Consider the following 19,330-nt stretch of genomic DNA (forward strand, 5'->3'; position numbering starts at 1 on the left):
GACACACAGATCGTCATCACAAGGCAATTCGATGCGCCGCGCCATCTGGTCTTCGCCTGCTACACCCAGCCGGCGCTGATCAAACGCTGGCTCAATGGCGCCGAAGGCTGGATCATGACGGTCTGCGAATTCGATGCCAAGGTCGGCGGCAGGTATCGCTACGAGTGGAAGGCGCCCAGCGGCTACGTCATGGGCATGGGCGGCGTGGTCAGGGCGTTCGAGCCGGTCGAACGGGTGGTCACTGCCGAACTGTTCGACGACGACTGGACCGGGGGAGAGACGGTTTCCGCGCTGCAACTCGACGAAGCCAATGCCCGAACAACGCTGGTCAATACCATCACCTATTCATCCAAGGACGCCCGTGATGGCGCGCTGAAGACGCCGATGGCCGAGGGCATGGAGTATGGGTACAGCAAGCTCGATACTGTACTGGCGGAGCTGGTGAGCCAGAAGTAGGCTAGCCCAAGCCCGCTGGAGAAGGACATCGCCATGAACGACCCTCGCGTTTCAGCCATCATTTGTGCGCTGGTTGCCCTCTGGCTCGGCTACACCGTTTTCTTTTCCTCTGAATCGCCCAGCACATTCCTGGCCGTTCTGCAGTGGACCTTTTTCGTCGTCGCCCTTGCCGGTCTGGGCGCTGCCATGGCGCGGCCGATGCGCGGGCGGCAATAGTTCAACGCCCGGTCTGATTGTCCCGGAAAGGGGGGGCGGGGAATCGCACAGAAGTCCGAAGGGAAAGGCCCCCTCACCCGGCGCTGCGCGCCGACCTCTCCCCAAGGGAGAGGTGAAGAACCCTCAGTTCAAATCCAGCGCATAGGCCTTCAATACGCCCAGCGGAATCAGCCCGAGCACGGCCTGATTGGTGGAGCGCAGGAACACCCGCGGCGCCTTGCCGGCCTGGTGCGCCTGCGACCAGCGCTGGGCGACGAGGCACCAGCGATTGCCCGCCACCAGCCCCGGAAAGGCAAATTGCGGCATAGGGGTCGTCAGGTCATTGCCGGCCGCTTTGGAATATTCGAGAAAATCCTCGGTCGCCTCGATGCAGACCAGATGGAAAGCGGCGCCCTCCGGCCCGGCCGCGCAATAGCCGGTGCGGAAGAAGCCGGTGAGCGGATCGCTGGAACAGGCCTGCAGCGGCTCGCCCAGCACATTGAGTTCGGCCGGGCCCTCGAAGCGCCCCTGCACGTTCAATTGATATCGCTCTTGTCCAGCATCTGCAGCACTTCCTTGACCTTGGTATTGATCTGGTCGAGCGAATAGGGCTTGGGCAGGAATTCGACGCTCTGGTCGTCCTCGATATCGCGTCGCACGCTTTCCTCGGCATAGCCGGAGACGAAGATGACCTTGAGATTGGGCATCTGCTCGCGCACATGCTTGAGCAATGTCGGCCCGTCCATCTCGGGCATGACCACGTCGGAGATCATCAGGTCGATCTTGAAATCGAGGTCTTCGAGTACTTCCAGCGCTTCGTCGCCGCCGTCCGCCTCGAACACTTCATAGCCGGTGGCGCGCAGCGCCTGGGCCGAGAAGGCGCGCACGCTCTCCTCATCCTCGACCAGCAGGATGCGTTCATGCCCGGTCAGGTCACGCACCGGCGCCGCCGCGGCGATCTTGGCGGCCACCTCATTGGCCGCCTGCACATGGCGCGGCAGGAAGATCTTGAACGTCGTGCCCACACCCAGCACCGAGACGGGATAGATATAGCCCTCGGTCTGTTTGACGATGCCATAGACCGTCGACAGGCCCAGCCCAGTGCCCTTGCCCAGTTCCTTGGTGGTGAAGAACGGCTCGAATATCTTCGCCAGCACGTCCTGGCTCATGCCGGTGCCGGTATCCTGCACGTCGATCAGCACATAGTCGGCCGGCACCATGCCCTCGAAGGTCATGCGTTCGGCCTCGGAGCGCTCGACATTGCTGGTGCGGAGGGTGATAGCGCCGCCATTGGGCATGGCGTCACGCGCATTGACCACGAGGTTGATGATGACCTGTTCCAGTTGCACCACGTCGGCGCGCACTGGCCAGATATTGCGGCCGTGTTCCACCGTCAGCGTGTTCTTCTCGCCGATCATGCGCTTGAGCAGAACCGTGAGGTCATCGACGATCAGCGGCAGCTCGAGCACTTGCGGCCGCAGCGTCTGCCGCCGCGAGAAGGCCAGCAGCTGCCGGGTGAGGCCCGCGGCGCGGTTGGCATTCTGCTTGATCTGCATCAGCTCGCTGAACGAGGGGTCGCCCGGCTTGTGCTTGAGCAGCAAGAGATCCGAAAAGCCGATAATGGCGGTGAGCAGATTGTTGAAATCATGCGCCACGCCGCCAGCAAGCTGGCCGACTGCCTGCATTTTCTGGCTCTGGGCAAACTGGGCTTCCAGCTTGCGCTGGTCGGTCATGTCGAGGGCATAGACATTGACCTGCTCGGGCGATCCCGCGCTCATCTCCGATGCGGAGAGATAAAGCCGCACGGCATAGTCGCCCTCGGCACTCAGCAGGGCATCGACAGGCTCGACCTCGGAACGGTGCGCGGCGGCGTCGGCGATAGCGCGGGCAAACTTGTCGCGGCTGCCTTCCCCGATCAGTTCGCTCAGCGGCTGCAGTTCCAGGCTCTTTTCCTCGCCCGACCATTTGAAGATGCGCCCGAACGGGGCATTGGTGCGGATGATGCGCCCTTCCCCGTCCAGCGTGGCAATGGCGAAGGGCGTGTCGTTGAAGAAGCGCGAGAACCGCACTTCGGCGGCACGCAGTTCTTCCTCGGTATCGGGCGCGTTGGACTTGTCGAGCACCAGTGTGCGCGTCTCGCCCAGTTCGCCATCGGCAAGCCGGGCGGCGCGATGCAGCAGGCGCACCGGAAAGCTCGTACCATTGCGGCGCACCAGATCGATATCGATGATCTCGGTGCGGATTTCCCCGTCGCCCCGGCCGCGCATCAACAGGCTCGCGCCATCGCCGCGCACCAGGTCCGACAGGCTCAGATGCCCGGCATTGAACTCGGCCAGGTCATAGCCCAGCCAGTCGGTCAGCGTGGAGTTGAGATACTGGATGCGGCCATGCGCATCGGCCGAGAAGAAACCGGCGGGCGAATGATCGAGATAATCGATGGCGCGCTGCAGATCGCGGAAGGCGCTCTCATTGTTGTCGCGGTCGCGGGTAATGTCTTCCACCGACCAGATGACCAGCGGCTTGCTGGTTTCGTCCGATTCCGGCAAGGGCCGCACGGCGACGCGATACCAGTATGGCTTGGCGCTATCGGCCACCGAACCGCCCAGCCCGCCGATAATGCGGATGTCTTCCACCGCTGCGCGCCCGTCCTTGGCGGCGCGCGACAGCCGGTAGATGGCCTCGCTGGCATCGGACTGGCCGGCAAACAGCCGCGGCACGCCCACTGGCACGCCATTGGTCACCGCGCCGGTGAAGCTGCCGTAATGGGCGTTGACGTAGGAAATCTTGCCATCACGATCCGACACCACGGCACCAAAGGGCAGGCTGTCGACCACGGCATTGGAAATGGTGCGGCGCTCTTCGCCATTGGCAAACCGGAACAGCCCGGCCGCCAGGCCAAACAGGCAGAAGACGCCCACCACCGCCAGGATGCCGACAAAGGTCATGATCGCATCGGGCGGGATGCGCTCCCCGAACAGCGAGAACACCACGGCGACAGCCACCAATGCCAGCCCGAGCACCAGCACGCGCCACAGCCCGGCGCTGCCGCGTCCCCCAGCCACGAGCGGATCGGGATAATTGTCCTCGCCAAGCGGCCTTGCTGCCATGGGTCCAGAATGCTCCGCAACCGGTTATTCGGCCCGAATCAGGCCCTTCGTAATGGTCTAGCAAATGGCCAGACCCTGCGGGAGGCCGAACAGGGTTTTCAACACTACCCTAGTTTGCCTTCCAGCCCGCACCTCTCTTGAGCCGCATCACGAATCCGATGACTTCGGCGACGGCCTTGAAATGCTCATTGGGAATGACCCCATCCACCTCGACGCTGGCAAACAGCGCTCGGGCCAGCGGCGGGTTCTCGACGATCGGCACGTCGTTTTCCTTGGCCACTTCGCGAATGCGCAGGGCGATGGCGTCGGCGCCTTTGGCAACGCAGAGCGGCGCTTTCATGCCCTTGTCGTATTTGAGCGCCACCGCAAAGTGCGTCGGGTTGGTGATGACCACCGTGGCGTCGGGCACCGCAGACATCATGCGCCTGCGCGCTCTCTCCTGCCGCAATTGGCGGAGCTTGCCCTTGATGTGAGGATCGCCCTCCATCTGCTTGTATTCGTCACGCGTTTCCTGAAGCGTCATCATCTGCTTCTTCCACCATTTCTGGCGCACATAGAGATAGTCGGCCAGGGCGATGACGGTGACGATGGACAGCACGGCGGCGAAGATCTTGATGCCGATCTCCTGGAAATCGGCCAGGATCATCAGGGGATCGGCCGTCATCATGGTGTCCAGCCGGTCGCGCTCGGGCCACACGACAAGCACGACCACCGTGCCCACGATGGAAATCTTGAACAGGCCCTTGCCGAAATTGACCAGCGACTCGCTGGAAAACAATCGCTTGGCGCCGGCCAGCGGCGAAATCTTGGAGAATTTCGGGATGATGGGCTCGGCCGACATCAGCGGCCGGTGCTGGATCAGATTGGCCAGCACGGCGCAGCTCGAAAGCACCACTAGAGGCACCAGGACGGTGCCCAGCAGGGCCAGCGCCAGATTGTTGAAGAAGGCGCCGAACCCCGCGCCGCCCAGCTCGAACTGATCGGCATTCATCACCAGTATCTTGAGCGACCCCATCAGGTTCGCCGCCGTAGCCGGCGCCATCATCGTAAAAATGGCCGCCGACCCCAGCAGCATGAACCAGGTGACGACTTCCTGGCTCTTGGCGACATCGCCCTTCTTGTGGGCGTCCTCGAGCTTCTTTTGGGAAGGGTCTTCTGTTTTGGCGTCTTGTTCGGGGGCTTCGTCAGACATCAGGGTGCCCCGCTATCCACGTGATGGCGGCCTGCGAGCGGCGCCTGCCTGCGCTTCCGGCGCTCACGTACCCAAAAGTACGCTGCGCGCCGGTTCTCGCCAAACGCGCTCTCGACTCGCCCTGACGTGGATTTCGGGACACCCTCAGCCCCTCCACATCGCGAGATGGTTTTCGAACGCACTGAGATACCAGCCCATCATCATAGTCAGCAGCAGCGCGAACAGCACCAGCCCGATGATGATATTGGCCGGCATCAGTACGAAAAACACCTGCATGGCAGGCATCAGCCGGGCCAGAATGCCCGCTCCCAGGTTGAACACCAGGCCAAAGACGATGAACGGCGCCGACATCTGCACGCCCACGCTGAACGCCCCGGCAACGGTGCGGATGGCCAGTTGGGCCGCATCGTCGAACATCAGCGGCGTATCGAGGGGAAACACCATGTAGCTGTCATAGGTCGCGGCCAGGGCCATGTGATGCAGGTCGGTGGCAAAGATCAGCACCATGCCCAGGAAGCTGAGGAAGCTGCCGAACACGGCGCCCTGGACCCCGACCTGGGTGGGGTCCGCCGCCATGGCGGTCGAAAGGCCGGCCTGGAACGCGATGATCGCGCCGGCGACCTGCGCGGCCATCACCGTGATGCGCGCAATAGCGCCCAGGATGAGGCCGATAGCCAGTTCGTGGAAGATGAGGCCGATAATGCCCATGATATCGGCCGGCATCGTGGGCAGGTTCGGCGACAGCAGCGGATAGACCACCAGGGTAAAGGCGAGCGCAAAGCTCAGCCGCATCCGCACCGGGATCAGGTCTTCGCCCAGCGCCGGCATCAGCATCAGGATCGCGCCGATGCGCGAGAACAGCAGCAGATAGAGAAAGGCCGTATTGGGCAGCCAATCGAGACCGACCGTCACCGTCAGCCGCCCACGATGATCATGTCGACCACGCGGCTCATATAGCCGCCCATGGTGGCGCCGAGAAACGGCAGGGTCAGGAGCATGGTGAGGAAAATGGCGATGATCTTGGGCACGAAGACCAGGGTCTGTTCCTGGATCTGGGTCAGCGCCTGGAACAGCGCGATGACCACGCCGACCACCAGCCCGACAATCATCATCGGCGCCGACACGATGATCAGCGTCCAGATGCCGTCGCTGGCAATGTCGAGTACTTCGGCGCCGGTCATGGTGGTTCCTGCCGGACGAATCGTCGCCCGCATTCATTGTACGCCCACCGCGTCATTCCCGCGAAAGCAGGAATCGCCCTTCCACCGCTAAGAGGCATCCCCACTTTCGCAAGGTGACGCCGTGGCGAAAGGCCAGTGCTAGATCGGCATCCGCATGATTTCTTCGTAGGCCGAGATCACCCGGTCGCGAATGGTCACCATGCTCTCGATGGCGATTTCGGTTTCGCTGAGCGCGGTCACCATGTCGACCACGTTGGCCTTGCCGTTGACCATGTCGACGGCCATGGCATCGCTCGCCTTGCCGGCATCGACGACGCCCTGCACCTGCTGGGCCAGCAGGTCGGCAAAGCTGCCGCCGCCCGAAGGCGCGGCAAGCGCCGTCAGATCTGTATTGGGCTTGGCCGCCTGGTTGATCAGCCGGCTGGCATTGCCATAGGCGGCTGTGGCGGCGTTGAAAGGGGTATTGATGGCCATCTATCGGCTCCTGCCAGTGTTTGCTGCCGCGCTTTCGGACCGGAAAACCGTCAGCCGCGCAGGATGTCGAGCGTGCGCCCGAGCATCTGCCGCGTCACGGTGACGACATTGAGATTGGCCTCATAGGTGCGCTGGGCCTCGCGCATGTCCATCGCCTCGATCAGCGGATTGACGTTGGGATACTGCACATAGCCGGTCGCGTCGGCCGCGGGGTGGCCCGGCTCGAAGCGGCTGGTAAAGTCGCTCATGTCATAGGCCAGGTTTCCCACCTCGACGACCTTGCCCCCGACATCGGCGTCATACGAGACCTCAAAGGTTGGAATGCGCCGGCGATAGGGCTCCTCCCCCGGCGCCGTGCCGGCAGAGTCCGCATTGGCAAGGTTCTCGGCGATCACCCGCATGCGCGCAGTCTGAGCGTGCAGCCCGGTGGCGGCGATGCGAAGCGAAGAGTTGAAATCCATGTGACGCTAGCTCTCTGTTTTCGTCGCGTTTTCGGCCGCAGAACCGGCGGTCGCTTGTGCTTGAACGCCTAGGCCTGCCGGCCCATTGCGGTTTTGAGGATCTTGATCGACTTCTGGTAGAGCGTGGTCGCGGCCTGGTAGTCCATCATGTTGGTCGTGACCTTCATCATCTCGTCTTCCAGCGTGACCCCGTTGCCTTCGGGCGTTACCTCGAAATTGGCCATGCGCTGGGCGCCAAAAGCCGATCCCTCGCTGCTGGACACCGAAAAATGCATCGGCTGGGTCGCCGAGGTGGTGACGGACGCCGTGGAAAAGCCGCTTGAGCGGTCGGCAAAATCATACTGCGCCAGGTCCCGCCCCCGGAAGCCCGGGGTCTCCGCATTGGCCACGTTCTCGGCCAAAAGGCCTTGACGGGTCTGGTGCCAGCGCATCTTGTCCGTGAGTGCCGTGAACACCGGCATATTCATGAGGCCCATTGGCCGAAATCCCCCGCGAGTCTCAAAATGCTACGCGCTGGGCAATTCTTGCCGGTCTATGGTTAATCAAGCGTTAACCGCGCCGGGTTAGGGCAATACCTGCCTCGCATTCTGCACATTTATCGGGATGTGGTAGGCAATATATGCCGCCGGATTCGGGCGGTGCCTGTTTGGGAGCCGACATGCAGTTCATCACCAGCCTCTTCGGTGGTTCGGGCAATAGCGTCCTGACCGCGATCTTCGCCCTCGCTGCGGTCGTTGTGGCGATCGTGCTGGTGCTGTGGCTGCTCAAGCTCCTGGCCCGCGCCTCGGGCAATGTCGCGCGGGGGCGCAACCGGCGGCTGGCAGTGGTCGATACCCTCGCCCTCGATCCCAAGCGGCAATTGCTCATCGTGCGGCGCGACAATGTCGAACACCTGATCCTCACTGGCGGCGCGCAGGACCTGGTGATCGAAACCGGTATAGCGGTGGATGAGGCGCCGGCGGCCCAGCCGTCCCGGCGGCCCATTCCCATGGTGGCCTCCCGCAAGCCCGCACCGGCCGCCAGGGCCGCTGCACCAGCGGCACCAGCCGTCGAGCCGCAGGGTCCGGCCGTGCCCGTTACCGCCATCGAGCGGCTGCGCGAACTGGGGCAGCCGACCAACAAGCGCGCCCACCTGTCGCTGCGCCATACCGGCCTGCTGCGGCCCGTCAGCGAGGCGGAAATGCCGGTTTCCCCTGAAAACTCCGCCGATCCGGTCTTGCCGGCCGCCGACTCAGCTAAAGAGGACACGGCGCAGCATGACGTAGAAGGCACCGACTTTGTCGAGGACAACAGCGAGGCGACCCGGAAGTAAGGCTGCGCCGTCGCGGCTGCGACGGCTCGCACCCTATGCCGGGCTGGCGGTGCTGCTGCTGGCGCTGACGCCGAGCCTCGCCTTCGGGCAGGACGTTTCGATCGATTTCGGTGACGACACCACGCTGACCGAGCGTGCTGTCCAGATCATCGGGCTGATCACGCTGCTCTCGCTGGCCCCGTCCATCCTGGTGATGGTCACCAGCTTCACCCGCATCGTGGTGGTGCTGTCGCTGCTGCGAACCGCCATCGGCCTGCAAACCGCACCGCCCAATTCGGTGATGGTCTCGCTGGCGCTGTTCCTGACCGTCTTCGTGATGCAGCCGACCCTGCAGCAATCCTACGACCAGGGCATCGCCCCCCTGCTGGCGGGCGATATCGAAATTGCAGAGGCCTTCGAGCTGGGCAGCGCGCCGCTGCACGAATTCATGCGGGCCAATGTGCGCGAGCAGGATCTGACCCTGTTCTACGACCTCACCGAGGCACCCATCCCCGATGACCCCGAGGCCATCCCGCTGCAACTGCTGATTCCGGCGTTCATGATCTCCGAGCTGCGCCGCGCCTTCGAAATCGGCTTCCTGCTGTTCCTGCCCTTCGTGGTCATCGACATGGTCGTGGCCTCGGTGCTGATGAGTATGGGCATGATGATGCTGCCGCCGGTGGTGATCTCGCTGCCGTTCAAGCTGATCTTCTTCGTGCTGGTCGACGGCTGGTATCTCGTCGCCGGCTCACTGGTGCGCAGCTTCGTCAGCGGCGGCGGCTAGCCTAGGACGCCAAAGCGACGCCTGCGCTGGGCTCCGATGCAGAGAGAGGGGCCAGGGCTCCCTCCCCCGCATAGGTGTCGCGATAGGACGCGAGGAACGCGTTGATCCCGTCAACGCCCGAGACCTGGCTGGCAACCGCCTTGAATTCGAGGCTGGTGACCTGGATCTGCCCGGTAACCAGGTCGAACATCGGCCATTCCGGCGTCGTGACCATGGCGTCGCCGAACTTGGAACGCAGGCGCGACAGCCCGAACTGGTCGCCCGCCAGCACGAAGCCGACGCCGGCCTTGATCAGGCCCATGCGCACCGTCTGGCTCAGCGGCACCCCTTCGGGCTGGTCGGCGTAAAGCGCCTCAAGCATTTCGCTGGCCTGGTCGTAGCGCTTGGCCTTCCAGTGCGCATCGATGCGCAGCAGATTGGCATCCCGCCCGTCCAGGTCGCGTAGCAGGTCGAGCGCCAGCTGATCCCGGCCGCCATCGATCATGGCCCGGGCCTCGAGGATCCGCCGCTGGCGCTGCAGCGATTCCGGCAGGTCGGGCAGCCGCGTGGCGTTGAGCACTCGTATGGCGTCCTGCGGCCTGCGATCGGCCAGGTAGATGATGGCCAGATCGGCCGCGATCTGCGTCCGGGCAACGCCGCGCAGGCGGTTCTCCAGCTGATATTCGAGCAGTTCGGCGGCCTGCGCCAGCAGGTCGACCCGCACCAGGCGCCGCGCCAGGTTGCGGATCATCTCGTCGCCGCGCGCCCCCGGCGGCGTCAGTTGGCGGAAGTCGTAGTAGAGCCCCAGCGCATCGATCGGACCCAGCGAGTCGGCCACGCCATCGAGAAACAGTTCGCCGAACCTGCGCTGGGCTTCATCGCGCAGCTCAGTGATCGGCCGGCTTTCCGGGTAGTTGGCGACGGCCTGCTGCACCGTCTCGAAGCCCAGGCGATAGTCGCCATCGCGGAAATAGAAGTTTGCCAGCATGGCCTGCATGTCGGCCTCCAGCGGATTGCCGCGCCACAGCAGCGCCTCCGCCGACAGGGTCTGCGTGGCCTTGGCCAGATCGAGCGTCCCCTGCTCGTTGAGCAGGCGCAGCGTGCGGTAGATCGCCTCGGCCCTTGTGGGGCGGATATCGGCGGCGATGACCTGGCCATAGGTGTCGATGGCCTCGGCGACCCGGCCGCGCGCCTCGTCCACTCGCCCGGAAAGCAGGTGGAACAGGCTGGCCTGTTCGGGATCGAGGCTGGCGAACTCGATCTGGTCGAGGAAGCGTTCCGCCACGGGCATATCGTCAGTCTCCACCGCGGCACGCACGGCAGCGAAGTAGAACTTGTTGCGTACCCACAGCGGGTAATTCTCGGCAATGCCATTGGCCTCGACCGCATCGGCACGCGCACCCTTGAAGTCGTAGGCATCCACGCGCGCGATGGTCCGCCACAACAGGGCATCGACCTCCTGCCCCATCGAATTGGCGTTGAGAATGCTCAATGCCTCGGCCGGGCGAACTGCCAGCGTCGATGCGATGGCGCGCGTCATCCGCATCTTGCGCGTCAGGTCCTCCGCCTCGAGGTCGGACTCCATCACGTCCAGCACACCCAGCGCCTCATGGGCAAACCGGTTGGCCGTGTAGTATTGCGCCAGGTCGAGGCGGGCGACGTCGCGGGCCCGGCCTTCCCCGTCCGCGGCATCGGCGAGCAGCGCATCGACGTGATCGTTGAGCGCGCCGAAGTCCTTCTCCTCCAGCACCGCCAGATCGACATAGCTACCGCGCAGCGTCTCGGTGATGCCATTGCCGATATTGCGCGGCGCATCATGGGCCGAAACGGTCAATCCGCCTGACGTCGAGAGCACGGCCAGCTCGCTCTCGATTGCCAGGGCGAGTTCGGGACTTTTCGGCTTGATGACCAGGCCGTGCACGCTGCGCAGGGCGGAGAATTCGACATAGTCGAGCGTGCGGGTAACGCCCCGTGCCGGTGGATAGGCCGTCACCACCTTGAGCAAGTCGCCGACCAGCGGGTCGCGGAAATCGTGGATACGCCCGGGACGAACCACATCCGCCACCACTTCGAACACGCCATCGAGGTCGCGGCGGCGGCTGAGATTGATCGGCTCGGTTGGCGTCAGCATGATGTCGCCCAGCGACAGCACCCAGGCCATGCCCTCCGACCCCAGGGTCGCCAGCCGGTCCTGCGACAGCTCGACCCGCACCACCTGGGTATCGCCGGACGTCACCACCGCGAACTCGCTGGCCAGGGCATCGAGCTCCTCTGAATGGACAGGCGGCCGAATGCCGGACACCGTGTCGAAGATCATCCAGACCGTGTCGCCGCGCCGGAATACCGCCGCCGGCGTATCCTGCTCAAACGGAAACACCACCCGGACGGTGGAGCCCAGAACGCTGACAAAGGGCGTCACGCTCTTGGCCACGCCCTCGGGATACAGCATGCCGACCTTGGCAGTGTCAGGTCCGGCGGACTCTTCCTCGGGCTCCTGGGCAATGCCATCGGCAAGGCTCGCGGCGGTGAAGCTGGGCAGGCCGATGCCAGCGATATCGACGTCGAGCACGTACTGACGCGGCGAAATCTCGTAGAAGCGTGGCGTCACCCCCGCGGCCAGTTGCAATGTGACTAGCGAGCCATCCGGGCTCACTGACGTTTCGACCGAGGCGACCTCGGGCGGCAGATCGACCGACAGATCGCGCATATCGACGCCAACCGGCCATTCGAAAGCAATATGGGCCGTCTCCCCCTCCTGCACGAACTCGGCCGTGGTTGGCACGGTCCAGTCGAACTGCAGGCGCATGAAAGTGGCATTGCGACCAACGCGGACGATCGCCTGCGGATTGAGGGCCTCCACCTCGGCGGCCTTGCGCTCGCGTTCGGCGCGAATGGCGGCGAGCCGCGCCCGCTCCGCCAACTCGTCGATGATCTCCTGCGGCAGCGCGGGGGGCATGCCCTGCCAGTCGGTCGGCAACAGGTCGATAAAGAGCTTCTCGCCTGCTTCGATGCGATTGAAATTATACGCCGTGCGCAGGCCCATGCGCAGGCCCCTTCCGTCCGGATCTACCCGGGCGACGGACAGATAGGGCGCCATGGTGACCCCAACATCGGGCAGGATGATCGAAACCTGCTCCTCGAATTCGATCGAGAGCACGCCGTTTTCGATGCGCATTTCGTATTTTGGCAGGTCGTCGCGGCCCGGAAAGCTCAGGATCATCCGGGCGTAGCCGTCTTCCTGGGTGGCAAACAGCTGGCCTTGTTCTTGGGCCGCCGCCGGCATGGCCAGACCCAGCATAGCCAAGGCGACGCCGATCATCGCGGCCCTTCCGGCGCGCCGCAAACCTGCCATGATCGTCTTCACCGGCTTCTGCCCGCCCGACGCACTTTATCGCGTTAGCGTGGCGAAGCTTTCGGCTCCGGGATCACGAAACGCATGGGTTACACGATACTCTCGTGCCGACCCTAGCGCCCCCTACTTAACGTCGCCTTACCCCAAAAGGAAAAGCCTTATTGACCAACGATCTGAGGCAAGGCCGCCAGATCGTCCGGCGTCATCTCGGCGGCCGGCCGGTCCGCGAGATCGGCCATCTTCACCGTCAGCTCCTGCGCCCGCGGCGCATCCATCTCGGCCAGGATCGGCGCCATCTTGCGCGGGCTCATCGTCTTGGCCACGCGCAGCAGCACGTCAATGTCGAGATTGTTGAAGATGCTGGCAGCATCCTTGGGCCGCATCGCCTCATACATCGCCACGATACCAGCGAACTGCCCCGTCTCCATCTCCTGCCGTTGATCGACCAGGGTGGAAATCTGGGTTTCCAGCGCCTGCAGGGTTGCGGCCCGCTCCTCGATGCGCTTCTCGGCGGCGTCGACGATAGAGGCGCGCAGCGCCAGGTCCTGTTCAAATTGCTGCAACTCTTCACGGCGGGCGACGAGGCGCTCCAGCAATTGCTGCTCTGTCCCGGACACCGCCTCGGTGCCGACCAGCGGGACGGCAACGCCATCGGCATCAATTTCCATGGGAATCGCGTCCCCGGACGGCAGGCAATCGATCACAGGCGGCGCAAAGCTGCCCGCGGGCACCGTCCGCTCAACCACATTGACGGCCTCGGTCGCCGCTTCGATCTCGGCAGTTCTTGGCGGCCGGACGATGGCTTCGCCACTTTCCGTGATCGTGGCATCAGACTCGACGCAATAGACGCCCGGCGCCGCAGTGACGTCCTGGGCCAGCGCATTGGCGGGGGTCATGACCGGCGTCTCGGCGCCGGGTGGCGTTGCGGTCTCGGCAGCGGGCGCGCCCGCGCCCGCCTCTGCCGGCTGCTCGCCCAAGGTCGGCGCAGAGTCGGTCAGCGTCGGGCTGGCATCCTCCAGGGTCGGTTCAGCCGCCGGAGTTACCGTCTGGTCGGCCTCGGCAGTGCCACCGCCCTCGCTCGCCGCGCTTGCACCGGCCGCCCAGACGGTACCGACGCCCGTCAGCACATAACCGCCATTGGTCACCAGACCCACGGTTTTGAGCACCAGCAGCGCAGCAATGGCCAGGACGACGACCGGCAGCAGGCGGATATTGGTCACGCAGCGACTCCGCGGGTGCGAACGCGCGCCGACAGCTGTTCAAGCGCCGATTGCACCTTGTTGGGCTGTTCCACCGGCTCGATGGCCTGGCTGTGGCGGGCAACGCTGGTGATCTTGGCGATGCGCTCCATCAGCACCGTGCCGGCATTGACATGATTGGCCAGCTCGATGCCGAAGCGCTCGGCCTCTTCGAGCCGGGAATTGAGCGACAGGTCGGCTTCCACGGCCGTCTGCTTGAGCTCCTTGATGGCCTGGTTGGCGAGATTGGTCGCCCCCACCAGGTCGGCCACCATCTGGCGCAACACATCCTTGTCGGCGTGCAGCCGCTTCAGGCGCTGGTTGAGCACGATGCAGTATCCGATTGTCAGTGCCAGCAGAATGGCGACAGCGCCCTCCACGAACATACCCAGAGGCAAGCCGAACATCATCGTCCTTCCATTTTCTCGTCGATTGCTTCAAAGGCCGCCATGGTGACCCGGGGCGGGTTGAGGGGGCGGGTGACCCGCACCGATACGTGGTTGCCGATATGGCCCATGATGGCCTCGGTCAGTTCGACATCGCCGCAGCGCAGCCGCACCGGGTCGGTGGGTGCACGTTCGAACATCACTGTGTCGCCCGGCTTCATGCTCAGCACGCGCGAAAGCGGCAGATCCTGTTCGTGCAGCACCGCCTCGATCTCGACATCGGCCGAATAGATTTCGGTCGCCAGATGGCCTTCCCAGATCGGGTCACGGCCGAATTTTTCACCCATGAACATCTGCAGCAGCTGTTCGCGGATGGGTTCGATGGTGGCGTAGGGCAACAGGATTTCGATCTTGCCGCCACGATCGTCCATCTCGATACGCAGCTCAATCAGGATGGCCGCATTGCCCGGCCGCGAAATGGCGGCGAAGCGCGGATTGGTTTCCATGCGCTCGAGCTTGAAATTGACCTGGGTCACTGGCTCGAAGGCGCGATGGGTATCCTCGAGGATGACTTCGATCATCCGCCGCGCCAGCGCCATCTCGATCGTGGTATAGGGCCGGCCTTCGACGCGGATATTGCCCCCGACGCGGCGGCCGCCCAGCAGCACGTCGATCATCGAATAGATCAGGCTGGAATCGACGGTGAGCAGCCCGTAATTCTCCCATTCCTCAGCCTTGATCACCGAGAGAATGGCGGGCAGCGGGATGGAATTGAGATAATCGCCGAAGCGGACCGAGGAGATCGAGTCCATGGTGACTTCGACATTGTCGCTGGTGAAATTGCGCAAGGATGTCGTCGCCAGCCGCACCAGCCGGTCGAAGACGATTTCGAGCATCGGCAGGCGTTCGTAGCTGACCAGTGCCGAATTGATCAGCGCCTGGACGCCGGTAAGCTCGACATTGCTGCCGATGCTCGCATCAAAGCCGAGCAGGCTGTCGATTTCATCCTGGTTGAGAACGCGGTCGGGGCCACCCTCGGCTTCACCGGCCTCGCCCTCGATCATGGCGGCCCATTCGGCGGCCGCAGCAGCGGCCCGCTGCTCGTCGGTCATGTTGTCCGTGGACGATCCGGCGTCATCCAGACCCCATTCTTCCGCGAGCTTGTCCTGTTCGGTCGGGCCAGCCATTACTGCACCAGGATTTCCTTGAACAGGATCGACTCGACGCGGCTGGGATAGATCGCGACGTTGACGCGGCGCAGCAACTCTTCCTTCAGGCGATAGACGCCGGCCGAGCCTTCGAGATCTGAGCGGCGCAGCTCGCGCAGATACACCTGGAACGCATCGACCACCTTGGCCATGCGCGGCTGGATCTCCACCATCATTTCCTCATTGGCGACCTCAAGGGCCACCGTGAGCTTCATGAAGGCGCCGCTGTCCGCTTCATTGTTGAGGTTCACGATCATCGGCGGCAGGTTGAAGATGAAGGTGTGACCAGCCGTCGCGGCAGCCGAGGCCTCGGCAGCTTGACCGGCCTCTGCGTCCGATGGGGCAGACGAGGACGACAGGAACACATAGAGCCCCGCGCCAGCGAGCAGCACCACGATCGCTGCCGCACCGATGATGATGAAGAGCTTGGGTATCCCCTTCTTGGCCGGGGCGCCGTCGTCGACTTCTGCTTCAGCGGCCATGCCAACCTGCCAAACTCGGGACTTTCCGGACGATTCCGGCTCTATGTCCAGCTAAGCGTCCGATGGTTAACGATTGGTTACAAAGCGAGCCAAAGCGGCAATATTTGCCGGGCAGCTTTTGCCGCACCTGGAAAGATTGCCTCGGCACCGCTAACCCTCCTCACCTCGTATCTATCTGATTTTATTAAATTTTCGCACCTGGCATGGTTTCTGCAATGTTAACGCCGAGACCGCAGGCTTGGGGAAGCAGGCAGTCTCGGGGACGTTAACTTTCCGGGGATCAGCCAATGATCGAGAATGCGCAACTGATCAGCCTCAGCCGGCAGATCGCGCTGCAGCGGCAGATGGATGTGGTGGCCAACAACATGGCCAACATCAACACCACCGGCTTCAAGGGCGAGCAGATCCTGTTCGAGGAATATGTGATGCCGGTCGCCCGCGACCAGGACTTCCCGAGCCTGGACCAGCCGCTCTCCTATGTGCAGGACTGGGCCACCATGCATGATCTCGCCGGTGGCGCCATGGTGCAGACCGGCAGCGAACTCGATGTCGGCCTCAATGGCGACGGCTTCTTTGCCGTGCAGACCCCGGGCGGCGAGCGCTGGACCCGCGCCGGCACCTTCCAGCTCAGCGCCAACGGCACCCTTGTCGACGCCAATGGCAATCCGGTGCTCGGCACCGGCGGCCCCATCCAGTTCGGCCCCGAGGAAACCGGCATATTGATCGCCGCCGACGGCTCCATCAGCTCCAGCGCCGGCCCCAAGGGCCGCCTGCGCCTCGTCGAATTCGCCAATGCCCAGGAACTGGTCCGCGAGGGCAACAATCTGTTCTCCGGCGGCACGCCGGTCGCCGCGACCAAGACGCGTGCCATGCAGGGCTTCATCGAGAAGTCCAACGTCTCGGGCGTCAGCGAAATGGCCGAAATGATCCGCGTCACCCGCGCCTATGAAACCGCGGCCTCGCTGGCGACCAAGCAGGATGACCTGCGCCGCTCCGCCATTCAGCGTCTCGGCGACGCGAACGCGTAACCCTGAGGATTTGCCATGAAAGCTCTTTACATCGCATCGACCGGCATGAGCGCTCAGGAACGCAACGTCGAAGTCATCTCCAACAATATCGCCAACATGCGGACCACGGGCTACAAGCGCCAGCGCGCCGAGTTCGAGGACCTGCTCTACCAGCAGATCACCCGCGCCGGCTCGCAGACCTCCGACCAGGGCACCATGCTTCCCGCCGGGCTCGAGATCGGCTCGGGCGTGCGTACCGTCTCCACCCCGCGCGTGATGAGCCAGGGCGGCGTCAACATGACCGACCGCGAACTCGACGTCGCCGTGCGCGGCGAGGGCTTCTTCATGGTGCAACTGCCTGACGGGCGCACCGCCTATACCCGCGACGGCTCGCTGGAACGCTCCGCCGAGGGCGAGATCGTCACCTCGACCGGCTATCGCATCGATCCAGGCATCAACATCCCGGGCCTGGCGACCTCGATCGCCATCTCGCCCGACGGCATGGTCAGCGCCTATCTCGACAATGAGACGGTCCCGACCCAGCTCGGCCAGCTTCAGCTCGCCCGCTTCGTCAACAAGTCGGGCCTGGAATCGCTGGGCGACAATCTGTTCGTCGAAACCGCCGCCAGCGGGCCGGCCCAGGTCGGCGTGCCCAATGCCAATGGCGTGGGCAATCTGCTGCAGGGCTACCTCGAAATGGCCAACGTCAATTCCGTTACCGAAATCGCCGACCTCATCGCCGCCCAGCGCGCCTACGAGATGAACGCTCGCGTCATCTCCGGCGCTGACGAGATGATGCAGGCAACCAGCCAGCTGCGCTGATAGGAGCGACGATGATGATCCTGCGTTCCGCCTTCGCCACCCTGACCACAATCCTGCTCGCCAATGCAGCCTGGGCCGCGCCCGTGCTGCGCTCCGATATCGTGGTCAACGCCGCCCTCGTCACGCTCGGCGATATGTTCGAAGATGCCGGCGCCGATGCCGAGCAGGCCCTGTTCCGCGCGCCCCTGCCGGGCACCAGCGGCGTGGTCGGCCTGAATGACATCACCGCCGCCCTCGCCCGCATCGGCATTGTCGACTTCGAAGCCGGTGGGCTGGACAGCATCCGCGTCACCCGCGCCGCTGCCATAGTCGACGAGACCTTGCTCACCGGACTGATCGCCGCCGATCTGTCCCAGCGCGGCATCCTTGGCTCCGGCATGAGCCTCAATACGCTGTTCGCCAACCCCGTGCCCCCCATCAACGCCGAGGCAGTCGCCGAGCCGGCCAGCGTCATCAGCCTGCGCTACCTGCCCGGCAGCGGGGCCTTCACGGCCCGCTTCACCATCGCCGGCGTCGAGCAGCCGCTCGATGTATCGGGGACCATCGAACTCATGATCGAGGCGCCCCATATCACCGCCAACCTGCCCGCCGGCACGCTGCTGTCGGCCGACAATATCGAGATGCGCCCGGTGCCCCTCAGATATGTCGAGAGCACCGGTTTCCCCCGGCTCGACGATGTCGTCGGCAAAACCCTGCTGCGCCAGAGCCGCGAGGGCATGATGCTCAAACCCGCCGACGTCGCACTCCCGCAGCTCATCTCCAAGAACGACACCGTGACCATCTATTTCCGCAAGGGCCCGATGACCCTCACGGTCAAGGGCCAGGCCATCACCAGTGCCACCACGGGCGCCCCGCTGCAGGTGCTCAACCTCATGTCCAAGCGCGTCATCAGCGCCACCGCAATTGCCCCCGGCGCGGTCGAAGTGGGTTCTGACCCGCTCGCCCTCGCCGGCCTCTAGGCTTCAGGAGATCAGACCAATGCACGTCTTCAAACTCGCCGCCCTCCTGACGCTTACCGCCACCCTTGCCGGTTGCAGCACCATGGATCGTCTCGCCAGCGTGGGCTCCGCCCCGCCGCTGACCGCCATCGCCGACCCCACCACCACTGCCGGCTACCAGCCCGTGCGCATGCCCATGCCCGAGGCCATCGCCGATACCTACCAGGCCAATTCGCTCTATCGCACCTCGGCGCGCGGCTTCTTCAAGGATGAGCGCGCCCACCGCATCGGCGACATCCTGACCGTGATGGTGACCATCGACGACAGCGCCAAGATCGCCAACACCACTCAGTCCGGCCGCAACTCCACCAACACGGCCGGCATGGGCGGCATCTTCGGCGTCGCTCTCGACAATATCAGCGATGGTTCCATCGACCCCTCGGCCGCCATCGAATTCGACTCCGGCATGACCAATCGCGGTAATGGCTCGGTCAACCGTTCGGAAAGCCTCGAGACCTCGGTCGCCGCGGTGGTCATGCAGGTGCTGCCTAACGGCAATCTGGTGATCGAGGGCCGCCAGGAAGTGCGGGTCAATTTCGAGGTCCGCGACATGATCCTGGCCGGCATCGTCCGTCCCTCCGATATCCAGGCCAACAACACCATCCAGTCCTCCAAGATCGCCGAGGCGCGCATCTCCTACGGCGGACGCGGCCAGATCACCGATGTGCAGCAGCCCCGCTACGGCCAGCAGGCCATGGACGCGATCCTGCCGTTCTA

The 19,330-nt window shown here is 64.1% G+C and carries 21 protein-coding genes; 8 read left to right on the forward strand and 13 right to left on the reverse strand.

The window, feature by feature from the left end; all coding sequences use genetic code 11:
* On the forward strand, positions 1 to 456 hold a 456-nt coding region (locus tag V6M52_RS03450; RefSeq protein ID WP_332699458.1), incomplete at its 5' end, for an SRPBCC family protein.
* A 33-nt stretch (positions 457 to 489) separates the two neighbouring features.
* A complete protein-coding gene (locus V6M52_RS03455; protein WP_332699461.1) occupies positions 490 to 672 on the forward strand; it encodes a hypothetical protein in 183 nt (60 codons plus the stop codon).
* 123 nt (positions 673 to 795) lie between these two features.
* On the opposite strand, the gene V6M52_RS03460 is transcribed toward V6M52_RS03455, so the two are convergent.
* From V6M52_RS03460 to flgB, 8 genes are all read right to left on the reverse strand, one after another.
* Positions 796 to 1,185 (reverse strand): DUF2237 family protein, encoded by a 390-nt coding sequence (locus V6M52_RS03460; protein WP_332699494.1) that lies wholly within the window; start codon positions 1,183 to 1,185, stop codon positions 796 to 798.
* A 2-nt stretch (positions 1,186 to 1,187) separates the two neighbouring features.
* Positions 1,188 to 3,758, reverse strand: coding sequence for a cell cycle histidine kinase CckA (gene cckA / locus V6M52_RS03465; RefSeq protein ID WP_332699464.1), 2,571 nt, complete (start codon positions 3,756 to 3,758; stop codon positions 1,188 to 1,190).
* A 109-nt stretch (positions 3,759 to 3,867) separates the two neighbouring features.
* The gene (gene flhB, locus V6M52_RS03470; RefSeq protein ID WP_332686331.1) at positions 3,868 to 4,950 is read right to left on the reverse strand and encodes a flagellar biosynthesis protein FlhB; all 1,083 of its coding nucleotides are present in this window, start codon (positions 4,948 to 4,950) and stop codon (positions 3,868 to 3,870) included.
* A 144-nt stretch (positions 4,951 to 5,094) separates the two neighbouring features.
* The gene (gene fliR, locus V6M52_RS03475) at positions 5,095 to 5,862 is read right to left on the reverse strand and encodes a flagellar biosynthetic protein FliR (RefSeq protein WP_332686333.1); all 768 of its coding nucleotides are present in this window, start codon (positions 5,860 to 5,862) and stop codon (positions 5,095 to 5,097) included.
* Between the two features lie 2 nt (positions 5,863 to 5,864).
* Complete coding sequence (gene fliQ, locus V6M52_RS03480; RefSeq protein ID WP_332699467.1) at positions 5,865 to 6,131, reverse strand: flagellar biosynthesis protein FliQ; 267 nt, start codon at positions 6,129 to 6,131, stop codon at positions 5,865 to 5,867.
* 138 nt (positions 6,132 to 6,269) lie between these two features.
* Positions 6,270 to 6,605, reverse strand: a complete 336-nt coding sequence (locus V6M52_RS03485; RefSeq protein WP_332686337.1) for a flagellar hook-basal body complex protein FliE — start codon at positions 6,603 to 6,605, stop codon at positions 6,270 to 6,272.
* Between the two features lie 50 nt (positions 6,606 to 6,655).
* On the reverse strand, positions 6,656 to 7,066 hold the full coding sequence (gene flgC / locus V6M52_RS03490) for a flagellar basal body rod protein FlgC (RefSeq protein WP_332699470.1): 411 nt from the start codon (positions 7,064 to 7,066) through the stop codon (positions 6,656 to 6,658).
* A gap of 68 nt (positions 7,067 to 7,134) precedes the next feature.
* Positions 7,135 to 7,542 carry a flagellar basal body rod protein FlgB gene (gene flgB / locus V6M52_RS03495; protein ID WP_332699473.1) on the reverse strand — a complete coding sequence of 136 codons (408 nt, stop codon included), beginning with the start codon at positions 7,540 to 7,542 and terminating at the stop codon, positions 7,135 to 7,137.
* A gap of 182 nt (positions 7,543 to 7,724) precedes the next feature.
* Between flgB and V6M52_RS03500 the strand changes: the two genes are divergently transcribed.
* Positions 7,725 to 8,378, forward strand: a complete 654-nt coding sequence (locus V6M52_RS03500; protein ID WP_332686343.1) for a hypothetical protein — start codon at positions 7,725 to 7,727, stop codon at positions 8,376 to 8,378.
* 16 nt (positions 8,379 to 8,394) lie between these two features.
* Positions 8,395 to 9,141, forward strand: coding sequence for a flagellar type III secretion system pore protein FliP (gene fliP / locus V6M52_RS03505; RefSeq protein WP_442881806.1), 747 nt, complete (start codon positions 8,395 to 8,397; stop codon positions 9,139 to 9,141).
* Between the two features lies 1 nt (position 9,142).
* On the opposite strand, the gene V6M52_RS03510 is transcribed toward fliP, so the two are convergent.
* The 5 genes from V6M52_RS03510 to V6M52_RS03530 form a co-directional block, all read right to left on the reverse strand.
* Entirely contained in the window at positions 9,143 to 12,472 is a 3,330-nt protein-coding gene (locus tag V6M52_RS03510; protein ID WP_332699476.1) for a tetratricopeptide repeat protein, read from the reverse strand.
* Between the two features lie 158 nt (positions 12,473 to 12,630).
* On the reverse strand, positions 12,631 to 13,692 hold the full coding sequence (locus V6M52_RS03515) for a MotE family protein (RefSeq protein WP_332699479.1): 1,062 nt from the start codon (positions 13,690 to 13,692) through the stop codon (positions 12,631 to 12,633).
* The gene (locus V6M52_RS03520) at positions 13,689 to 14,120 is read right to left on the reverse strand and encodes a DUF6468 domain-containing protein (protein WP_332699482.1); all 432 of its coding nucleotides are present in this window, start codon (positions 14,118 to 14,120) and stop codon (positions 13,689 to 13,691) included. Before V6M52_RS03520 ends, V6M52_RS03515 begins: the two co-directional genes overlap by 4 nt.
* Positions 14,117 to 15,283: a flagellar motor switch protein FliM gene (fliM, locus tag V6M52_RS03525; protein WP_332686351.1), complete on the reverse strand. Its 1,167-nt coding sequence runs from the start codon at positions 15,281 to 15,283 to the stop codon at positions 14,117 to 14,119. The genes V6M52_RS03520 and fliM overlap by 4 nt, the downstream gene beginning before the upstream one ends.
* Positions 15,283 to 15,786, reverse strand: coding sequence for a flagellar basal body-associated FliL family protein (locus tag V6M52_RS03530; RefSeq protein WP_332699485.1), 504 nt, complete (start codon positions 15,784 to 15,786; stop codon positions 15,283 to 15,285). The genes fliM and V6M52_RS03530 overlap by 1 nt, the downstream gene beginning before the upstream one ends.
* Positions 15,787 to 16,076: 290 nt before the next feature.
* Between V6M52_RS03530 and flgF the strand changes: the two genes are divergently transcribed.
* The 4 genes from flgF to flgH all read left to right on the forward strand — a co-directional run.
* The gene (gene flgF / locus V6M52_RS03535; RefSeq protein ID WP_332699497.1) at positions 16,077 to 16,814 is read left to right on the forward strand and encodes a flagellar basal-body rod protein FlgF; all 738 of its coding nucleotides are present in this window, start codon (positions 16,077 to 16,079) and stop codon (positions 16,812 to 16,814) included.
* Between the two features lie 15 nt (positions 16,815 to 16,829).
* Positions 16,830 to 17,615, forward strand: coding sequence for a flagellar basal-body rod protein FlgG (gene flgG / locus V6M52_RS03540; RefSeq protein ID WP_332699488.1), 786 nt, complete (start codon positions 16,830 to 16,832; stop codon positions 17,613 to 17,615).
* Between the two features lie 11 nt (positions 17,616 to 17,626).
* Positions 17,627 to 18,574 carry a flagellar basal body P-ring formation chaperone FlgA gene (gene flgA, locus V6M52_RS03545; protein WP_332699491.1) on the forward strand — a complete coding sequence of 316 codons (948 nt, stop codon included), beginning with the start codon at positions 17,627 to 17,629 and terminating at the stop codon, positions 18,572 to 18,574.
* Between the two features lie 19 nt (positions 18,575 to 18,593).
* The coding region (gene flgH, locus V6M52_RS03550; RefSeq protein WP_332686358.1) for a flagellar basal body L-ring protein FlgH at positions 18,594 to 19,330 on the forward strand (737 nt) is incomplete at its 3' end.

The organism is Devosia sp. (assembly GCF_036676215.1).
GTDB lineage: Bacteria > Pseudomonadota > Alphaproteobacteria > Rhizobiales > Devosiaceae > Devosia.